This is a genomic window from Enterobacter cloacae complex sp. 394F7 (assembly GCF_057320385.1).
The window spans coordinates 1-18,358 of the sequence record NZ_JBXWCS010000009.1; the positions used below are offsets into that span (position 1 = coordinate 1).

Below are 18,358 nucleotides of genomic sequence, written 5' to 3' on the forward strand. Positions count from 1 at the left end.
GAACCGCACGGCGATGGCGCATCAACCGCTTCGCTATGCAGGGCAGTACGCTGACGGTGAAACGGGGCTGCATTATAACCTGTTCCGCTACTACGACCCGCAGATCGGGCGGTTTATTGTGCAGGATCCGATTGGGCTAGCGGGGGGATTAAATCTCTACCAATATGCTCCAAACCCTCTCAAATGGATAGATCCGTTAGGCTTAATGAAGTGCATGGGCGTTAGCGAGTCTGGTCATCATGTACCTGCTGTCCGCAAATCAAAAGGGCGGCCATTTGAAATTTCTAGATCAGATAAAACTCGTCCTACATTATTCCCTAGGGGAGAAAACCCAGAACATGATCATTGGCGATTACATGATGCGGAAAGAGATACAATAGGGCCAAGACAAGGTGATTTTCCTGGTTCAGATAAAGAGTTATTTGATGCTTACAGGAGAGCGTATTCCAAATTAGATGATATCAAAGTTGATGTTAAGTCTCCAAACGGAACCTATTCGTTAGGTACTAATGTGACGCCAGTTAAAGCCGTTGATTTAATAGAGGTCTGGCTAAAAGAACAAGGGTTAATGTAATGAGTAATAATAAGTTAGCTGAAGTTGAAAATTTTTTGTCCTCTGCATCAGTTTTTGATTTTCTCAAAACATTAGATGCAGACAGCGCCTTGGATTCTAGAGATGAGCCAGAATTCGATGATGCATGGATGAAAGAGTTTAACTCATTTAAAAATGAAAGTTTTGATGCGGATGATATTGAATATATCAATTCCGTGCGAGAAAAAGCATTTAAGCTATCATTCAGAGTAATTCATAATTCTGAAATATCATCACGCATATCAGATGATTTTGAATTAATTGCTAAAAGCGTTGTTGTTGGAAAGGATAATAACTGGGCCATCAGTTATCTATGGTCTTCGTATAAAGGTGGAAAGTTCCCACAATAAATGACGAGCCGGGAAAAGGTGTATTTTCCCGGCTGGTTTATTACTGAGTTCTATTTAAGTAGGCGAAGTGTGAATATTTTTCATCTACTTAACAATTTTTTATCTTTATGATTTTCTCGCTCAGGATCACCATTTAATTGATGCCTGCGATAAAATGCTTCATTTGAATCCTACTGTTATAATTCTATTTCCGAGAGCTTCATAGTGGTATGCCACATGTTGACTACGCACCAAATATGAGGAGTAAAGGACATTGTTGAAAAAATAGAGCGTTTTGGAGCGAAACCGGCATCATTACCATTAGATGAACTGAAAAAGAGTTTAAATACATTAGAAACATCAACAGGGCCAATTCCTGAAAGTTATCGTGCCTATTTACTTCATTTTGGCGTTTCTGTTCTTTTTGATGTAAATATTGTTTTCAAGGCGTTACAACCATCTCCGTGGTCTGATGAGCAAGGAAACGATACGCTTGAGTCTTTGTACGGCCTTGCAGAATCGGGTAAAGAATATACTGTCTTTGAAATGTCTGATACATACCGGAATGGTTTTCGCGATCAATGGTTACCGATAGGAGCTTCGTCTGCTGATAATCAAATCTGTCTTTGCCTCAAGGGAGATATGTCGGGAGAGATTTGGTTTTGGGATCACGAGTCTGATCCAATATTCAATGATTCAGTAGTGACCTCCGGGCTGACGAAAATAGCAAACTCCTTCGATGAGTTTGTTGATATGCTTACTGTTCAGATTGATAAAATAGATGCATCAGGTGTAATTAAAGTCGATCTTGATTTTTAATAAAAAAGTACTTGCGGTGATCCTGATGAAACCCATCCATTGCTGTAAGGTGGGCGTAGCTGGTGCAGGAAACATCACAGCAACAACATCCGCTTATGAATTAACAAACGCTATTTGTTCCGATCAACTCATAGAAGACAAACTTGTGATCGTGCTTAATTATGACGCCGCAAAAAAATTGGCATCAGAGAATATCACGTGGTCATTCCTGTAGCAAAAGACTCTAAATCCCTTGGAAAGTATCTAAAGGAAGTGTTTGATGGCAGTGATATACCTCTGGAATTACCATAACGCTTTATCTGCTATATGACTGGCTTTGTTGTCATCCTTTCTGATGATTCCAGGCGAGCCATGCCGAGTAGACGACACACATATTATTCATGCGTATAAATCCTTTTTCTTAGCACATCGCATAATGTCCTCCTGATCGAACAGGATGCGGCTTTAAGAGCTGCATTGCCGGGTGGCGGCTACGCCTTACCTGCGAAAACCAATCATCAATTGCCATCATCAAACAAACCCGCCTCGACACTCACCGTAGGCCCGTGCAAGCGTAGCGCCGCCGGGCGCAGTCGTGCCTCCGATTAAGCAGATTGCTGCCGCCATTCCCTGACATGGTCAATCAGGGCGCGGAGCTTTGGCGCAATATTGCGACGCTGAGGGAAGTACAGATAAAAGCCAGGAAAATGGGGAAGAAAATCATCAAGCAATGATACAAGCTGACCACCTTCAATATACGGCTTGAATGTTTCCTGAGTGGCAAGCGTTATGCCGCCACCGGCAAGAGCCAGCCTCAGCATCAGACGCAGATCGTTAGTTGTAATCTGCGGTTCAATCGCCAGATCGAACGCTTTCCCATTCTCTTCAAATGGCCAGCGATAAGGCGCAACATCCGGGGCTGGTCGCCAGCCAATGCACCGATGATGCATCAGCTCACGCGGGTGAACGGGTATGCCGTTGGCAGCGAGATAGGAGGGAGAGGCAACCACCATTTCACGTTGCTTTCCGGTAAGCGGAATAGCAATCATATCTTTTTCAATGACTTCTCCGAGCCTCACGCCAGCATCGTAGCCTGCTGCCACGATATCAAACTCCTCATCCGTGACAACAATATCAAGCGTCACCGCTGGGTTCGCTGCCGCAAACGAGGCGATTAGCGGACCCGAAAGAAATTCTTCCGCAATCGAGGTCACAGCGATCCTGAGAAGGCCACGTGGCATATCGTCAGAAGCCATATCATCGAACGCGGCTTCAATACCGGCTACCGGTAATGACAGAGATTTATGCAGCCGTTCGCCCGCTTCCGTTAAATTCACTGAGCGTGTTGTGCGCATGACCAGCATTGTCCCAAAGGCATCCTCAAGCCGTCGTATTCCCTGACTGACCGCCGAACGGGTAACGCCCAGCCGTGCCGCGGCCTTACTGAAACTATGCTCTTCTGCCACCGCGATGAAAACGGGTAAAAGGTTAAGATCAATCTTCATTGTTTAACGCTGCTAACCAGTGAGTCCAGTGAGAGCAGGATACTGGAACTAATCGAGAGGATCTATTATCTCTTCGAACTCAACTGAAGGAGAGCATCATGAATAAAGTGATATTAATTACCGGCGCATCAAGTGGTATTGGAGAAGGCATTGCCAGAGAGCTTGGAAAAGCTGGCGCGAAGGTTTTACTGGGAGCACGCAGAGTGGAGCGTACCGAGGCGATTGCCGCAGAAATTTGCAGTGCGGGTGGTATCGCGAAAGCCCAGCAGCTGGATGTCACAAACCGACAGTCTATGGCTGACTTCGTACAGGCCGCGCTGGATAACTGGGGCCGTGTAGATGTTCTTATCAACAATGCGGGCGTTATGCCGCTTTCACCGCTTTCGGCTGGCAAACAGGATGAATGGGAACACATCATTGACGTTAATATCAAGGGCGTGCTGTGGGGTATTGGCGCTGTGCTTCCGCTGATGGAAGCGCAGGGATCTGGTCAGATAATAAACATCGGCTCTATTGGTGCACTTTCCGTTGTGCCAACGGCGGCAGTGTATTGTGCCTCTAAATTTGCGGTACGGGCTATTTCAGATGGGTTACGACAGGAAAGCTCGAAAATTCGCGTAACGTGCGTTAATCCTGGCGTAGTGGAAAGTGAACTGGCATCAACCATTACCCATGCGGAAACCATGGCGGCGATGGATGTTTACCGCGCTGTTGCACTTCAACCTGCTGATATTGCTCGCGCCGTAAGGCATATCATTGAGGCACCGGAAAGCGTTGATACAACAGAAATAACCATCAGACCAACCGCGTCTGCAAACTGAAGCACGATTGTAATATATACATCCATTTTAAATTTAATACATCTGGCGGGTATGGTGCCCGGTAACCGCTCGCCTTAACAAAATAATGTACATCACCAATTATCAGGAGAATCATCATGAGAAATATTTTTTCCTTAACTGTAGCGGCAGTTCTGCCTTTCATGACTTTTATTAGTAGCGCCCAGACTATTAGCGCTGTCGACTCAACCATTGACAGTGCTGAGAAAAAAATCTCTTTACTGGCGCAGGAGGAGGGTAAATCCTATGAAATCCTGGGGGCATCTGTTAAAAACAGGGTCTATATGACGGCAAGATTAATTTCTGACAATCCAAAAGAAACCATTCTGACGAAGTGAATAAGTATGGGGAAAGCACCATTAAAAGGGTGCCGAAGCAACACCGCAACAATAGTGTTATTAATCTTATCGCGACTTGACATTCTAAGGAGAATACATGGAAAACGAAACGCTTTACACAGGTGTCTGGGTTACTGAAGATGGATTAATTCGCCATGAACTTTTACCGGATGGACGTTACGATGAAGCACGCGGCACACGGCTTAGTGCCTACCAGGGAGACTATGAAATTCGTCAAAACAGAATCTACTACCAGGACGACTCCGGTTTTACCGCTGATGGGATCTTTGTCAGTAATGACGAACTTCATCACGCCGGAATGGTGCTTTTCCGTCAGAAGTAAATATTTTTTCCATAAAGTGTGAAATAGGTTTTAATACATCATAAAGATGCATGCTTTGCTGAGTCAAAGCCATCGCCATAATGGCAATGGACTGCCTGTTAAAATTCAAATTGTGCCATGTATATTTATTAATCAGGTTTTTTTCCACTTATATAAATATCAGGACGCGTAATAGTCCATGCATAGTTTTCTCTGTTTACCGGCTCGTAGCCAAATTTTTCATAAAGCCATGGCGCTGTGGTTGTAAATAACATCACCCTGCGGAGCCGATCAAAAATGGGATGACTATGTATGCATTCCATAACCCATCTTCCGAGCCCTTCACCCTGATATTCTGCAAGTACATAAACATCGCAAAGGTAGGCGAAGGTTGCGTAATCTGTTATCAGGCGAGCAAAACCAATCTGTTTTTCTTTATGGTAAACGCCAAAGTTAAGGCTGTTTTCGACTGACGCAGAGACAATATCCAGAGGAATGCCTTTTGCCCAGGTCGATCTCGTTAAATATCGATGGATGGCCTGTACATCCAGTTTTTCTCTGTCTGTACTCACCAGGTAGTTATTCTTACTCCATTCATATTTCTCTGAAATATTCACTTTTGTCCTGTCCGTAAGTGAGTGGGAAATCTACCTTATCATTCGCTATCGAAATTGTAATGCCTCAATCGCCCGGGATTATCAGCCGCTACCTGGCTCAGTGCGCCGGGATATAAGGCTCTTTCACAAACTCCGCCAGCAGCCAGACCATATCGTGCAACAGCCCGGTCAGGTCTTTTGCCACGTCCGCAGGCAGCGTACCGCCCCTTACCGCACGCGTAAGTGCCAGCGCATAATCCACCTGCAACGTCGTCTCCTGCCAGCAGTCCGGCACACAGGAAACGATCTTTTCCCCCGCAATCAGTTGCTCAACCAGATGCGAGGGGAGTTCTGCATCGCAACGTTCACGCAGGCGTTTCAGTACCGTCAGCAGACGCTCGCAAAGGGTGGCATGGGTAAAGGCATCGTCGGTTTCAACCAGCACGCTGACACAGGCGGCGCAGGCATCAACCAGTTCGAACAGATCCGCAGTGTCGGGAAGGGGCAGGTTAATAAGGTGATAAACCGCGCTATCTTCAGCGAGTGCGTAAGAAAATCCAGGGAGAGTCGTCATTGAGCATCCTCTTCAGGTAAAAATGTCGCGTCATGCTTGTGGGTTCCTGGCCCCGGTTACGGTGGTGCCGCAACGCAGGCACTTTACGGCCATGAAGATGTGATGAAAAGCCGCCATCCTGAATTACACAAGGTTACTTCCTGGTTTGCGAGGCGCCTTCCAGAAAGCCCTGCCATTCCTCTCTTTCCAAACACCACCCCCTGCGTTTATGGTGTGACTTACCCTCAACTGGCATCAGATGGCACATATGGCGAGCGAAAAAGAGAACAAAGACTGGGTCAAATTTGCACAAACGCCAGGGAAGATAGAGCGCATTGAGGCGTATTTCAGCGGGCATGGCTATGAGCCACATCGGCATGACACCTACGCGATAGGCAGAACCTTGTCCGGGGTACAGAGTTTTCACTATCGGGGCAGCCAACAACACAGCCTTCCGGGCGGGACGATGGTCCTGCATCCCGATGAAGTGCATGACGGAGAAGCGGGGACGACTGACGGATTTCAGTATCGGATGCTGTATATCGATCCCGCGTTAATTCAGAAAATCCTGGGCGGAAAACCGCTGCCGTTTATTCCCGGCGGGATCACGTCCGATCCCCGGCTTTTCGCGGCGACGGAATCCCTGCTCAAAGCGCCAGAGGAAGCTGTTGATACGCTGGAAGAAGAGGATGCGCTCTACGATCTGGCCAGCACGCTGGCCATTGTGGGAGGGCAACGCGTTCGACGATGCGCATTCGATTATCGTCGCGCAGAGCGTGCACGCGAGTATATACAAACCGAGTTTAGCCAGAACATTACGCTGGAGACATTATCCGCCGTCAGCGGCAGGGATCGCTGGAGCCTGAGCCGGGATTTTCGCGCACTTTACGGAACAAGCCCGTATCGCTATGTAACGATGCGCCGTCTTGAATATTGCCGACGTTTGATAGAGAAGGGGCTGTCGCTTGCTGAAGCTGCCGTTGAAGCCGGGTTTTCCGACCAGAGTCATATGACTCGCCAGTTTATAAAAACGGTGGGGATCTCGCCGGGACGCTGGCAAAAATTCATTCAAAACAGCCGTGCCTGAGTTGCACGATCGTTCAAGACTGGCGCAACGGCCTTACTCTATCCTGATGACTTCTCAACCATAGGGAGTGTCACCATGTATCAACCTGTTAATCTGGAACATAAATTTTCCCTCTTTGACGCGCACTGGCAGCCGAAAGTCATCGCACAGATGAATGACTACCAGTTTAAGATTGTGAAAATTGAGGGAGATTTTATATGGCACTCGCATCCTGAAACCGATGAAGCATTCATCGTTGTCGAGGGTGTGTTACGTATTGATTTTCGTGACGGGCATGTGCTCGTCAATCCGGGGGAACTGTACGTGGTGCCAAAAGGTGTAGAGCACAAAACCTCTGCAGAGGGGACGGTAAAAATGATGATGATAGAACCTTGCGGCGTCCTTAATACCGGGCACGAAGGCGGGGAACGCACCGCCGAGAATGATGTCTGGATTTGACGCCAGAAGCTGTCTTGCCGGATGGCGGTTACGCCGTATCCGACCTACAAAAACCACCAACCAAACCGGCCGCTACTCCTCGCTTATCATCGTCAAGAACCGCTTCACCGTCCGCGAGCGTTCAAAGCGCCGCCAGCACAGCGCGATATCGGTATAAAGCTCCGGTGAGCTCAGCGCGTGGTAGGTGACATTCGGCGGAGAAATGGCCGCCATTGACTTCGGCACCAGCGCGAATCCGCCGCCAGCAGAGACCATGCTCAGGGAGGACGAGAGCTGAGACGACTGCAGCGCGTGCTGTACGTCTATTCCGGCCCGTTCGCAACAGCTGTAAACCCGGTCGAACAGGCCGGGCGCGACCTCCTGCGGGAACAACACCACTGGCGTATCCCGGAGCTGCTCCAGCGCCAGATCGCCGCTTGTTGCGAGCGGATGGTCGCGATGCAGTGCCACCACCATCGGCTCCCGGTCGAGGATTTTTAACTCGAATGCCTTGCTGCTCTCACACGGCAGCCGCACGAAGGCGATATCCAGTTCCCCCTCCGCCAGCATCGCCGTCAGAGAAGACATATTGGCCTCCACCTGGTGTACCTGCACCGCCATGTTCTGTACCTGAAACTGACGAATGAGCGCGAAAATTTTGGGATGAAAAGCATCTGAACTGGTGATGCCAATCGACAGGTTGCCGTTCAGACCGCGCGCGATGCCGCGGGCTTTCTCCAGCGCGGCGTCGCTCAGCGCCAGGATCTTACAGGCGTCCTCGTAGAAGGCTTCTCCCGCTTCGGTTAGCTCCACACCTCTCGTCAGACGCCTGAACAACGGCGTGCCCACTTCCTCTTCGAGCCGTTTGATCTGCTGACTCAGAGGAGGCTGTGAAATACCCAGCGCTTTGGCCGCCCTGGTGAAGTGTCGCTCGCGTGCAACCGCGACAAAATACCGCAGATAACGAAGTTCCATATCAAAAACGTCTCAAACCAGCATGGATTCTATATTGGAACTCTCTGCTGAATCGGGTCAACATTTATTTAACCTTTATAAATTAAGTTGAAGAGGACGAGCATGATGATGTACTCATCTGCCTGCGACTGTGAGGCGAGCTTATGCGAGACCCTGCGCGGGTTCTCCGCTAAGCATCCTGACAGCGTGATCTATCAGACATCGCTAATGAGCGCCCTGCTAAGCGGCGTCTACGAGGGGGACACCACCATCGCCGATCTGCTGGCACATGGTGATTTTGGTCTGGGCACCTTCAACGAGCTGGACGGCGAAATGATTGCCTTCAGCAGCCAGGTGTACCAGCTGCGCGCCGACGGCAGCGCACGCGCCGCGAAGCCAGAGCAGAAAACGCCGTTCGCGGTGATGACCTGGTTCCAGCCGCAGTACCGCAAAACTTTTGATGCGCCGGTCAGCCGTCAGCAGATCCACGACGTGATCGACCAGCAAATCCCCTCGGATAACCTGTTCTGCGCGCTGCGCATCGACGGTAACTTCCGCCACGCCCACACCCGTACCGTACCGCGTCAGACGCCGCCATACCGCGCGATGACCGACGTGCTGGACGACCAGCCGGTGTTCCGCTTTAACCAGCGCGAAGGGGTGCTGGTTGGGTTCCGCACGCCGCAGCATATGCAGGGCATCAACGTGGCCGGCTATCACGAACATTTCATTACCGACGACCGTCAGGGCGGGGGACATCTGCTGGATTACCAGCTGGAGAGCGGCGTGCTCACCTTTGGCGAAATACACAAGCTAATGATTGACCTGCCCGCCGACAGCGCGTTTTTACAGTCCAACCTTCACCCCAGCAATCTTGATGCAGCGATCCGTTCCGTCGAAAACTAACAGGAGAACTACCGTGAACAGTGAGAAACAGTCACGTCAGTGGGCGCACGGCGCCGATATGGTTGTCGGCCAGCTGGAAGCGCAGGGCGTGAAGCAGGTGTTCGGGATCCCGGGGGCGAAAATCGACAAAGTCTTTGACTCCCTGCTGGACTCGTCCATTGAGATCATCCCGGTGCGCCACGAGGCGAATGCGGCGTTCATGGCAGCGGCGGTAGGGCGTCTGACCGGCAAGGCCGGGGTGGCACTGGTTACCTCCGGGCCGGGCTGTTCCAACCTGATCACCGGCATTGCCACCGCCAACAGCGAAGGCGACCCGGTGGTGGCGCTGGGCGGAGCGGTGAAGCGGGCGGATAAAGCCAAACTGGTGCACCAGAGCATGGACACGGTTGCCATGTTCAGCCCGGTCACCAAATACGCAGTGGAAGTCAGCTCTCCGGATGCGATTGCTGAAGTGGTATCGAATGCGTTTCGTGCCGCCGAGCACGGCAGGCCGGGGGGCGCGTTCGTCAGCCTGCCGCAGGATATTGTTGACCAGCCCGCCACGGGCGCGATTTTACCGGCCAGCGGCCCGGCGCTGATGGGCCCGGCTCCCGAATCGGCCATTAACGATGTGGCGAAGCTCATCGACAAAGCCAAAAACCCGGTGATCCTGCTGGGGCTGATGGCGAGCCAGCCTGCCAACAGCGCGGCGCTGCGTAAGCTGTTGGAGAAAAGCCGCATTCCGGTCACCAGCACCTATCAGGCCGCCGGGGCGGTGAACCAGGAGCACTTCACCCGCTTTGCCGGACGCGTCGGACTGTTCAATAACCAGGCGGGCGACAGGCTGCTGCATCTGGCGGATCTGATTATCTGCATCGGCTACAGCCCGGTGGAGTATGAGCCTTCCATGTGGAACAGCGGCGACGCCACGCTGGTGCACATTGATGTGCTGCCGGCCTATGAAGAACGCAATTATGTACCGGATCTCGAGCTGGTGGGGGATATCGCCGAAACGCTGAACCTGCTTGCTAACCGGATCGATCACAAGCTGGAGCTGAGCCAGCGTGCGTCAGAGATCCTGGTCGATCGCCAGCATCAACGCGATCTGCTCGATCGCCGCGGTGCCTCGCTCAACCAGTTTGCCCTGCATCCGCTGCGTATCGTGCGGGCCATGCAGGACATCGTGAATAACGACGTGACTCTGACCGTCGACATGGGCAGCTTCCACATCTGGATCGCCCGCTACCTCTACAGCTTCCGGGCGCGTCAGGTGATGATCTCCAACGGTCAGCAGACCATGGGCGTTGCGCTGCCGTGGGCTATTGGCGCGTGGCTGGTCAACCCCGGGCGCAAAGTGGTCTCGGTGTCCGGCGACGGCGGCTTCCTGCAGTCAAGCATGGAGCTGGAAACCGCTGTGCGTCTTAATGCCAACGTGCTGCACATCATCTGGGTGGATAACGGCTACAACATGGTCGCCATTCAGGAAGAGAAAAAATACCAGCGCCTTTCCGGCGTGGAGTTCGGCCCGGTCGATTTCAAAGCCTATGCCGATGCCTTTGGCGCCAGGGGTTTTGCCGTGGAGAGCGCCGATGCCCTTGAACCGACGCTGCGTGCGGCGATGGATGTGAATGGCCCGGCCGTGGTGGCTATTCCCGTCGACTACAGCGATAACCCGCTGCTGATGGGCCAGCTCCATCTCAGCCAGATTTTGTGACTCACTATAAGGACAGAGAAATGCAAAAAGTTGCTCTCGTAACCGGCTCAGGCCAGGGGATTGGTAAAGCGATTGCGCTGCGCCTGGTGAAAGATGGCTTTGCTGTCGCTATCGCCGACTATAACGATGAGACGGCGCGAGCCGTTGCCGATGAAATCATCCGTAACGGCGGTAATGCCATCGCCGTGAAGGTGGATGTCTCTGACCGCGACCAGGTGTTTGCGGCAGTTGAGAAAGCCCGCACCGCGCTGGGCGGTTTCAACGTGATTGTGAATAATGCCGGGATTGCGCCGTCTACGCCCATCGAATCCATCACGCCGGAGATTGTCGACAAGGTTTACAACATCAACGTCAAAGGGGTGATCTGGGGCATGCAGGCCGCGATTGACGCGTTTCGCAAAGAGGGACACGGCGGCAAGATCATCAATGCCTGCTCCCAGGCGGGCCATACCGGTAACCCCGAACTGGCGGTATACAGCTCCAGTAAATTCGCGGTTCGTGGCTTAACCCAGACCGCAGCACGGGATCTCGCGCCGCTGGGGATCACCGTTAACGCCTACTGTCCGGGCATCGTGAAAACGCCAATGTGGGCGGAGATTGACCGCCAGGTGTCAGAGGCGGCAGGTAAACCGCTTGGCTATGGCACCGAAACCTTTGCCAAACGCATTACGCTTGGCCGCCTGTCCGAACCGGAAGATGTCGCCGCCTGCGTTTCGTATCTCGCCGGGCCAGATTCCGACTACATGACCGGCCAGTCTCTGTTAATCGATGGTGGGATGGTGTTCAACTAAAAACGTAATACTAATAAGCTCTGACATGAGTTTTCCCCTGCCCCCGTGCAGGGGCTTTTTTTTGTCTCCTCCGCCATTGTGCATTACACTGCGCGCTGCAAAACTTTAGTCATGACGATTTGACAGGCGGTAACAGCGATGAACGGTACAATCACAACGTGGTTTAAAGATAAAGGCTTTGGATTTATCAAAGATGAAAACGGTGACAACCGCTATTTTCATGTGATTAAGGTCGCCAACCCTGATCTGATCAAGAAAGATGCGGCGGTGACTTTTGAGCCAACCACCAATAACAAAGGCCTTTCCGCCTATGCGGTGAAGGTGATCCCGGAAAGTAAATACCTCTATATTGCGGGCGAGCGCGTGAAGCTCACCTCCATCAAATCCTTCGTGGTGTTTAGCGAAGAAGAGCCTGCGGATACGGGCATCGACAAAGAGAACGCGGTGCTGTCGGTCGGGCTGCTGATGAACAACATCAAACCGAAATCCGACAAAAAGCCGGGCGAAATGCGCACGGTGAAGAAGCTGGCGATCACCACCTTCCAGAACACCACGCTGATCTTTACCGAAGATGAAATCGATATCGATGCCACGGTTAAGCTGCTGAAGTAATTTGTTGCCGGGTGGCGGCTACGCCTTACCCGGCATCAGGCAACTCAGCGTCTTACCGGCGCTCCGTTCGCCACGTAATACGCCGCTGTACTCTTCGCCAGCGGCTCGCGCCCGCGAATGGCATCAGCAATTTTCTCACCGATCATAATGGTGGTGGCGTTCAGGTTGCCGGTGATGATCTGCGGCATGATCGACGCATCCACCACGCGTAACCCTTCCAGCCCGTGAACGCGGCCTTCGCCATCGACTACCGCCATCTCGTCATAGCCCATTTTGCAGCTTCCACACGGGTGGAAGGCGGTTTCGGCGTGGTTGCGCACGAACTCGTCCAGCTGTTCGTCGGTCTGGCACTCAACCCCCGGGCTGATTTCGCGGCCACGGTATTTGTCCAGCGCGGGCTGATGCATGATTTCGCGGGTGATGCGGATCGCATCGCGGAACTCCTGCCAGTCCTGCTCGTGGGACATATAGTTGAACAGGATCGCCGGATGCTGGTGCGGATCGCGCGATTTAATACGCACATGCCCGCGGCTTGGTGAGCGCATCGACCCAACGTGACACTGGAAGCCGTGCTCTTTCACCGCGTTGGAGCCGTTGTAGTTAATCGCCACCGGCAGGAAGTGATACTGAATGTTCGGCCACTCGAACTCCTCGCGGCTGCGGATAAACCCACCCGCCTCGAAGTGGTTGCTCGCCCCCACGCCGGTGCCGCCAAACAGCCACTCGGCGCCAATCTTCGGCTGGTTCCACCACTGCAGGGCAGGGTAGAGGGAGACCGGCTCTTTGCATTCGTACTGGAGATACATCTCCAGATGATCCTGCAGGTTTTCGCCCACGCCGGGCAGGTCATGCACCAGCGGAATATCAAACTGCTTCAGCAGTTCCGCGTTGCCCACGCCGGAGCGTTGCAGGATCTGCGGAGAGGCAATTGCGCCTGCGCACAGCAGCACCTCTTTGTTTGCCGATGCTTTGGACGTGATGGTGCTTTCGCCTTCCAGCCACTCAACGCCCACGGCGCGCTTGCCGTCAAAGAGAATGCGATCGGTCATGGCGTGGGTGCAGATGGTCAGGTTCGGGCGCTGCTTCGCCAGGTCCAGATAGCCGCGCGCGGTGCTGGCGCGTCGGCCCTGCGGTGTGACCGTGCGGTCCATCGGGCCGAACCCTTCCTGCTGATAGCCGTTGAGATCGTCCGTGCGCGGGTAGCCCGCCTGTACGCCCGCTTCCACCATTGCCTCAAACAGCGGGTTCACGCCCGGTTTGGAGGTGGTGACGCTCACCGGGCCGTCGCCGCCGTGGTAGTCGTTCGGACCCACGTCGCGGGTTTCAGCCTTACGGTAGTAGGGCAGGCAGTTGAGGTAGCTCCAGTGCTCCAGACCCGGCTCTTTCGCCCAGTTGTCCAGATCCATCGCGTTGCCGCGCACGTAGCACATGCCGTTGATGAGCGACGACCCGCCCAGCCCTTTACCGCGTCCGCACTCCATGCGGCGGTTATTCATATAGGGCTCTGGCTCGGTTTCGTACGCCCAGTTGTAGCGCTTGCCCTGCAGCGGGAATGCCAGTGCGGCAGGCATCTGGGTGCGGAAGTCAAAGCGGTAATCCGGGCCGCCTGCTTCAAGCAGCAGAACGGTGGTATCCGGATCTTCAGTCAGTCGTGTTGCCAGAACGTTGCCGGCAGAGCCGGCACCAATAATGATGTAGTCAAATTGCAAAAAAACCTCCCGGTTAAAATATGGACTGGAATTTACCCATCTCAACCTGGATGGACTTCACCTGGGTGTAACTCTGGAGCGTCATCACGCCGTTTTCGCGTCCGATACCGGAGTGTTTGTAGCCGCCAACCGGCATCTCTGCCGGGGATTCACCCCAGGTGTTGATCCAGCAAATACCCGCCTCAAGCTGATGAATAGCGCGATGGGCCCGGTTCAGATCGGCCGTCACGATGCCTGCCGCCAGCCCGTAGTCGGTATCGTTGGCGCGGCGGAGAGCTTCTTCTTCAGATTCATAAGTGAGGATGGACATCACCGGCCCGAAGATCTCTTCGCGCACAATGGTCATCTCGTCGGTGGAGTCGGTGAACACGGTCGGAGCGACCCACGCGCCGTTGTCAAAGCCTTCGCCCTTCAGCACGTCGCCGCCGCACAGCACGCGCGCACCTTCCTCTTTGCCTTTGGCGATATAGCGCAGCACATTGTCGCGGTGCGGGAAGCTGACCAGCGGGCCAAAGTTGGTGTTTTCATCGAACAGATCGCCCGCGCGGATGCGGCCCACGCGTTCAACGATTTTCTGCTCAAACGCGGCCTTGAACTTCGCGGGTACGAACACGCGGGTGCCGTTGGTGCAGACCTGGCCGGAGCTGAAGAAGTTGGCCATCATCGCGATGTCGGCAGCGAGATCGAGATCCGCATCGTCAAACACAATCAGCGGGGATTTGCCGCCCAGCTCCATCGTCACCTCTTTCAGGGACGAGGCCGCCGAGTTCGCCATCACCTTTTTGCCGCTGGCGACGCCGCCGGTGAAGGAGACTTTCGCGATGCCCGGGTGTTCGGTCAGGTACTGGCCGGTCTCCGCGCCCACGCCCGGCAGAACGTTAAACACGCCGTCCGGCAGGCCCGCTTCGGTGTAGATTTCCGCAAGCTTCAGGGCGGTGAGGGGGGTGACTTCGCTCGGCTTGAAGATCATCGCGTTGCCCGCCGCCAGCGCCGGGGCGGATTTCCACAGGGCGATCTGGATCGGGTAGTTCCACGCGCCAATACCCGCCACCACGCCCAGCGGCTCGCGACGGGTGTAGACGAAAGAGGTATCGCGCAGTGGGATCTGGCTGCCTTCCAGCGCCGGGATCAGCCCCGCGTAGTATTCCAGTACGTCCGCACCGGTGACGATATCCACGGTTGAGGTTTCCGAATACGCTTTACCGGTGTCGAGGGTTTCCAGCTTCGCCAGTTCGTCGTTCCGCTCGCGCAGGATATCGACGGCGCGACGCAGAATGCGCGAGCGCTCCATGGCGGTCATTGCCGCCCAGATTTTTTGCCCTTGCCGGGCACTCTCGACGGCGCGATCGACATCTTCGCGCCCGGCGGCCTGTACAGTCGCCAGAACGTCGCCGTTAGCCGGGTTAATGGTCTCGAAGGTGCGACCGCTGGTGGCGGATGTATAACCACCATTGATATAAAGCTGCTGTTCTGCCATTCGGGACATAAATTCTCCTCGGTTATTCGGTCGGTAAATGCTGGCTGATAAAGTGGCTGGTGAGCGACTGGGCTACGTTTTTATCCAGCGGTTTGCCGCTTAGCGCGGCGCGCAGCCACAGCCCGTCGATCAGCGCTGCAAGCCCGTAACCCGCCTCCTGCGCCTGTTCACGCGGCAGTTCGCGGCGGAATTCGTACACCAGGTTTGAAAGCAAACGGCGGCTGCTTACCTGTTGCAACCGGTAGAGCATCGGCTGATGCATGCTGCTCGCCCAGAAGGCCAGCCAGGCTTTCATTGCCGCGCTGCTGATCTGGGTTTCATCAAAGTTGCCGCCGACAATCGCCTGCAATCGTTGCTCTGCGCTGCCATCCGGCAGGGCATGCAGGCGGCTCAGAACCGCGTCGCGCAGCTGGCCGGTGATGTCGCGCATGGTCGCTTCCAGCAGGCCATTTTTATCTTTGAAGTAGTGACTGATGATCCCGGTTGAGACTCCCGCCCGACGGGCGATCTGCGCGATGGTTGCGTCATGCATTCCCACTTCATTTATTGCTTCCAGCGTGGCGTTGATCAGTTGCCTGCGCCGGATCGGCTGCATCCCCACTTTGGGCATTTTTGCCACTCCATTCATCAGCGTTGGTTAACCATTAAAGCGGTTTTTGATTGGACGTTCAATATAAAATGTGTCTTAATTGTTGCGGATTTGGATTTTAATAGTTACAAAAACAGTGGGGATACTGGATGACAGATCTTTCGCAAGACAGAGAAAAGGACAAAATCAATCCGGTTGTTTTTTATACATCCGCAGGACTGATTTTGTTGTTTTCCCTGATGACGATCTTCTTTAGCGACTTCTCTGCCGAGTGGATTGGGCGCACCCTGAACTGGGTGTCGAAGACCTTCGGCTGGTACTATTTGCTGGCGGCGACGCTCTATATTGTCTTTGTTGTCTGCATTGCCTGTTCGCGCTTTGGTTCGGTGAAGCTCGGGCCCGAGCAGTCAAAACCCGAGTTTAGTCTGTTAAGCTGGGCGGCGATGCTGTTTGCCGCCGGTATCGGCATCGACCTGATGTTCTTCTCCGTGGCCGAACCGGTCACGCAATATATGCAGCCGCCGGAAGGGGCAGGGCAGACGATGGAGGCCGCGCGCCAGGCGATGGTCTGGACGCTGTTCCACTACGGACTGACCGGCTGGTCGATGTACGCCCTGATGGGCATGGCGCTCGGATACTTTAGCTATCGTTATAATTTACCCCTCACCATTCGCTCTGCGCTGTACCCCATTTTCGGTAAAAAGATTAACGGCCCGATAGGGCACAGCGTCGATATTGCGGCGGTGATCGGCACCATCTTCGGTATCGCCACTACGCTCGGGATTGGCGTGGTGCAGCTCAACTACGGGCTGAGCGTGCTGTTTGATATCCCGGATTCGCTGGCGGCGAAAGCCGCGCTGATCGCGCTGTCGGTGATTATCGCCACCATCTCGGTCACTGCCGGCGTGGATAAGGGGATCCGCGTGCTTTCCGAGCTGAACGTCGCGCTGGCGCTGGGGCTGATTCTGTTTGTGCTGTTTGTGGGCGACACCTCGTTCCTGCTCAATGCCTTAGTGCTGAACGTGGGTGACTACGTGAACCGCTTTATGGGCATGACGCTGAACAGCTTCGCCTTTGACCGCCCGGTGGAGTGGATGAACAACTGGACGCTGTTCTTCTGGGCGTGGTGGGTGGCGTGGTCGCCGTTTGTCGGCCTGTTCCTGGCGCGTATTTCGCGCGGGCGCACCATCCGCCAGTTTGTGATGGGCACGCTGATCATTCCGTTCACCTTTACCCTGCTGTGGCTGTCGGTCTTTGGCAACAGTGCGCTGCATGAGATCATCCACGGCGACGCGGCGTTTGCGCAGGAGGCGATGGCGCACCCGGAGCGCGGATTCTACAGCCTGCTGGCGCAATACCCGGCGTTCACCTTTAGCGCCTCCGTGGCCACCATTACCGGTCTGCTGTTTTACGTCACCTCGGCGGATTCCGGTGCGCTGGTGCTGGGGAACTTCACCTCGAAGCTGAAGGACATCAACAGCGATGCACCAAACTGGCTGCGTATCTTCTGGTCGGTCGCCATCGGCCTGCTGACGCTCGGCATGCTGATGACCAACGGGATTTCCGCCCTGCAGAACACCACGGTGATCATGGGTCTGCCGTTCAGCTTTGTGATCTTCTTTGTGATGGCCGGGCTGTATAAATCGCTCAAGGTGGAAGACTACCGTCGCGTCAGCGCCAGCCGCGATACCGCGCCGCGCCCGCTGGGTGCCCAGGACAGACTGAGCTGGAAGAAGCGTCTCTCGCGCCTGATGAACTACCCGGGTACGCGCTACACCAGCCAGATGATGGAGACGGTCTGCTTCCCGGCAATGGAAGAGGTGGCGCAGGAGTTGCGATTACGCGGTGCCTACGTGGAGCTGAAAAACCTGCCGCCGGAAGAGGGCGAGACCCTGGGGCATCTGGATCTGCTGGTGCATATGGGCGACGAGCAGAACTTTGTCTATCAGATCTGGCCGCAGCAGTATTCGGTGCCCGGGTTTACCTACCGCGCGCGCAGCGGCAAATCGACCTACTACCGGCTGGAGACCTTCCTGCTGGAAGGCAGCCAGGGGAATGATTTGATGGACTACAGCAAGGAGCAGGTGATTACGGATATTCTGGACCAGTATGAACGGCACCTGAACTTTATCCATCTGCACCGGGAAGCGCCGGGGAATAGCGTGATGTTCCCGGATGTGTAAGCGAATCGCATTCTAAATTGATGCCGGGTGGCGGCTTCGCCTTACCCGGCCTACCGCGAGCCAACTTT

General features: G+C 54.2%; 20 protein-coding genes. 13 read left to right on the forward strand and 7 right to left on the reverse strand.

The features are described from left to right. The 3 genes from AC2FAK_RS14120 to AC2FAK_RS14130 all read left to right on the forward strand — a co-directional run. On the forward strand, positions 1-574 hold a 574-nt coding region (locus AC2FAK_RS14120), incomplete at its 5' end, for an RHS repeat-associated core domain-containing protein (protein ID WP_485453296.1). After that, entirely contained in the window at positions 574-942 is a 369-nt protein-coding gene (locus tag AC2FAK_RS14125; protein ID WP_095454661.1) for a hypothetical protein, read from the forward strand. The genes AC2FAK_RS14120 and AC2FAK_RS14125, both read left to right, overlap by 1 nt. A gap of 351 nt (positions 943-1,293) precedes the next feature. Then, positions 1,294-1,740, forward strand: a complete 447-nt coding sequence (locus tag AC2FAK_RS14130) for an SMI1/KNR4 family protein (RefSeq protein WP_240516892.1) — start codon at positions 1,294-1,296, stop codon at positions 1,738-1,740. Between the two features lie 584 nt (positions 1,741-2,324). On the opposite strand, the gene AC2FAK_RS14135 is transcribed toward AC2FAK_RS14130, so the two are convergent. Next, positions 2,325-3,224 carry a LysR family transcriptional regulator gene (locus tag AC2FAK_RS14135; RefSeq protein WP_095454659.1) on the reverse strand — a complete coding sequence of 300 codons (900 nt, stop codon included), beginning with the start codon at positions 3,222-3,224 and terminating at the stop codon, positions 2,325-2,327. Between the two features lie 98 nt (positions 3,225-3,322). Here AC2FAK_RS14135 and AC2FAK_RS14140 point away from each other — a divergent pair, with 98 nt between their 5' ends. The 3 genes from AC2FAK_RS14140 to AC2FAK_RS14150 all read left to right on the forward strand — a co-directional run bounded on the left by AC2FAK_RS14140 (position 3,323) and on the right by AC2FAK_RS14150 (position 4,744). Next, complete coding sequence (locus AC2FAK_RS14140; protein ID WP_095454658.1) at positions 3,323-4,045, forward strand: SDR family oxidoreductase; 723 nt, start codon at positions 3,323-3,325, stop codon at positions 4,043-4,045. 116 nt (positions 4,046-4,161) lie between these two features. Then, on the forward strand, positions 4,162-4,401 hold the full coding sequence (locus AC2FAK_RS14145; RefSeq protein ID WP_095454657.1) for a hypothetical protein: 240 nt from the start codon (positions 4,162-4,164) through the stop codon (positions 4,399-4,401). A gap of 97 nt (positions 4,402-4,498) precedes the next feature. Further along, positions 4,499-4,744 (forward strand): Atu4866 domain-containing protein, encoded by a 246-nt coding sequence (locus AC2FAK_RS14150; RefSeq protein WP_047024279.1) that lies wholly within the window; start codon positions 4,499-4,501, stop codon positions 4,742-4,744. 128 nt (positions 4,745-4,872) lie between these two features. Here AC2FAK_RS14150 and AC2FAK_RS14155 read toward each other — a convergent pair whose 3' ends face one another. Both AC2FAK_RS14155 and AC2FAK_RS14160 read right to left on the reverse strand, forming a co-directional pair. Continuing rightward, entirely contained in the window at positions 4,873-5,340 is a 468-nt protein-coding gene (locus AC2FAK_RS14155) for a GNAT family N-acetyltransferase (RefSeq protein ID WP_095454656.1), read from the reverse strand. 97 nt (positions 5,341-5,437) lie between these two features. Beyond that, entirely contained in the window at positions 5,438-5,893 is a 456-nt protein-coding gene (locus AC2FAK_RS14160) for a hypothetical protein (RefSeq protein ID WP_095454655.1), read from the reverse strand. 247 nt (positions 5,894-6,140) lie between these two features. Between AC2FAK_RS14160 and AC2FAK_RS14165 the strand changes: the two genes are divergently transcribed. Both AC2FAK_RS14165 and AC2FAK_RS14170 read left to right on the forward strand, forming a co-directional pair. Next, positions 6,141-6,959 (forward strand): AraC family transcriptional regulator, encoded by an 819-nt coding sequence (locus tag AC2FAK_RS14165; protein ID WP_095454722.1) that lies wholly within the window; start codon positions 6,141-6,143, stop codon positions 6,957-6,959. A gap of 75 nt (positions 6,960-7,034) precedes the next feature. After that, positions 7,035-7,397: a cupin domain-containing protein gene (locus AC2FAK_RS14170; RefSeq protein WP_095454654.1), complete on the forward strand. Its 363-nt coding sequence runs from the start codon at positions 7,035-7,037 to the stop codon at positions 7,395-7,397. A gap of 72 nt (positions 7,398-7,469) precedes the next feature. On the opposite strand, the gene AC2FAK_RS14175 is transcribed toward AC2FAK_RS14170, so the two are convergent. Next, positions 7,470-8,351: a LysR family transcriptional regulator gene (locus AC2FAK_RS14175; protein WP_020684590.1), complete on the reverse strand. Its 882-nt coding sequence runs from the start codon at positions 8,349-8,351 to the stop codon at positions 7,470-7,472. Positions 8,352-8,456: 105 nt separating this feature from the next. On the opposite strand from AC2FAK_RS14175, the gene budA reads away from it, so the two are divergent. From budA to AC2FAK_RS14195, 4 genes are all read left to right on the forward strand, one after another. Beyond that, on the forward strand, positions 8,457-9,236 hold the full coding sequence (gene budA, locus AC2FAK_RS14180; protein ID WP_095454721.1) for an acetolactate decarboxylase: 780 nt from the start codon (positions 8,457-8,459) through the stop codon (positions 9,234-9,236). Further along, positions 9,208-10,929, forward strand: coding sequence for an acetolactate synthase AlsS (gene alsS / locus AC2FAK_RS14185; RefSeq protein ID WP_176601416.1), 1,722 nt, complete (start codon positions 9,208-9,210; stop codon positions 10,927-10,929). Before budA ends, alsS begins: the two co-directional genes overlap by 29 nt. A 20-nt stretch (positions 10,930-10,949) precedes the next feature. Next, on the forward strand, positions 10,950-11,720 hold the full coding sequence (locus tag AC2FAK_RS14190) for a (S)-acetoin forming diacetyl reductase (protein WP_013097651.1): 771 nt from the start codon (positions 10,950-10,952) through the stop codon (positions 11,718-11,720). Positions 11,721-11,858: 138 nt separating this feature from the next. Then, positions 11,859-12,332, forward strand: coding sequence for a cold-shock protein (locus AC2FAK_RS14195; protein ID WP_058681125.1), 474 nt, complete (start codon positions 11,859-11,861; stop codon positions 12,330-12,332). A gap of 44 nt (positions 12,333-12,376) precedes the next feature. Here AC2FAK_RS14195 and betA read toward each other — a convergent pair whose 3' ends face one another. From betA to betI, 3 genes are read right to left on the reverse strand one after another with little or no spacing between them, the layout of a single operon-like run. Beyond that, a complete protein-coding gene (gene betA / locus AC2FAK_RS14200) occupies positions 12,377-14,041 on the reverse strand; it encodes a choline dehydrogenase (protein ID WP_095454653.1) in 1,665 nt (554 codons plus the stop codon). 13 nt (positions 14,042-14,054) lie between these two features. Further along, complete coding sequence (gene betB, locus AC2FAK_RS14205) at positions 14,055-15,527, reverse strand: betaine-aldehyde dehydrogenase (protein WP_095454652.1); 1,473 nt, start codon at positions 15,525-15,527, stop codon at positions 14,055-14,057. A 13-nt stretch (positions 15,528-15,540) separates the two neighbouring features. Continuing rightward, positions 15,541-16,128, reverse strand: a complete 588-nt coding sequence (gene betI / locus AC2FAK_RS14210) for a transcriptional regulator BetI (protein WP_013097647.1) — start codon at positions 16,126-16,128, stop codon at positions 15,541-15,543. A gap of 128 nt (positions 16,129-16,256) precedes the next feature. Here betI and betT point away from each other — a divergent pair, with 128 nt between their 5' ends. Next, positions 16,257-18,290 carry a choline BCCT transporter BetT gene (betT, locus tag AC2FAK_RS14215; RefSeq protein ID WP_013097646.1) on the forward strand — a complete coding sequence of 678 codons (2,034 nt, stop codon included), beginning with the start codon at positions 16,257-16,259 and terminating at the stop codon, positions 18,288-18,290. The last annotated feature ends 68 nt before the right edge of the window (positions 18,291-18,358 follow it).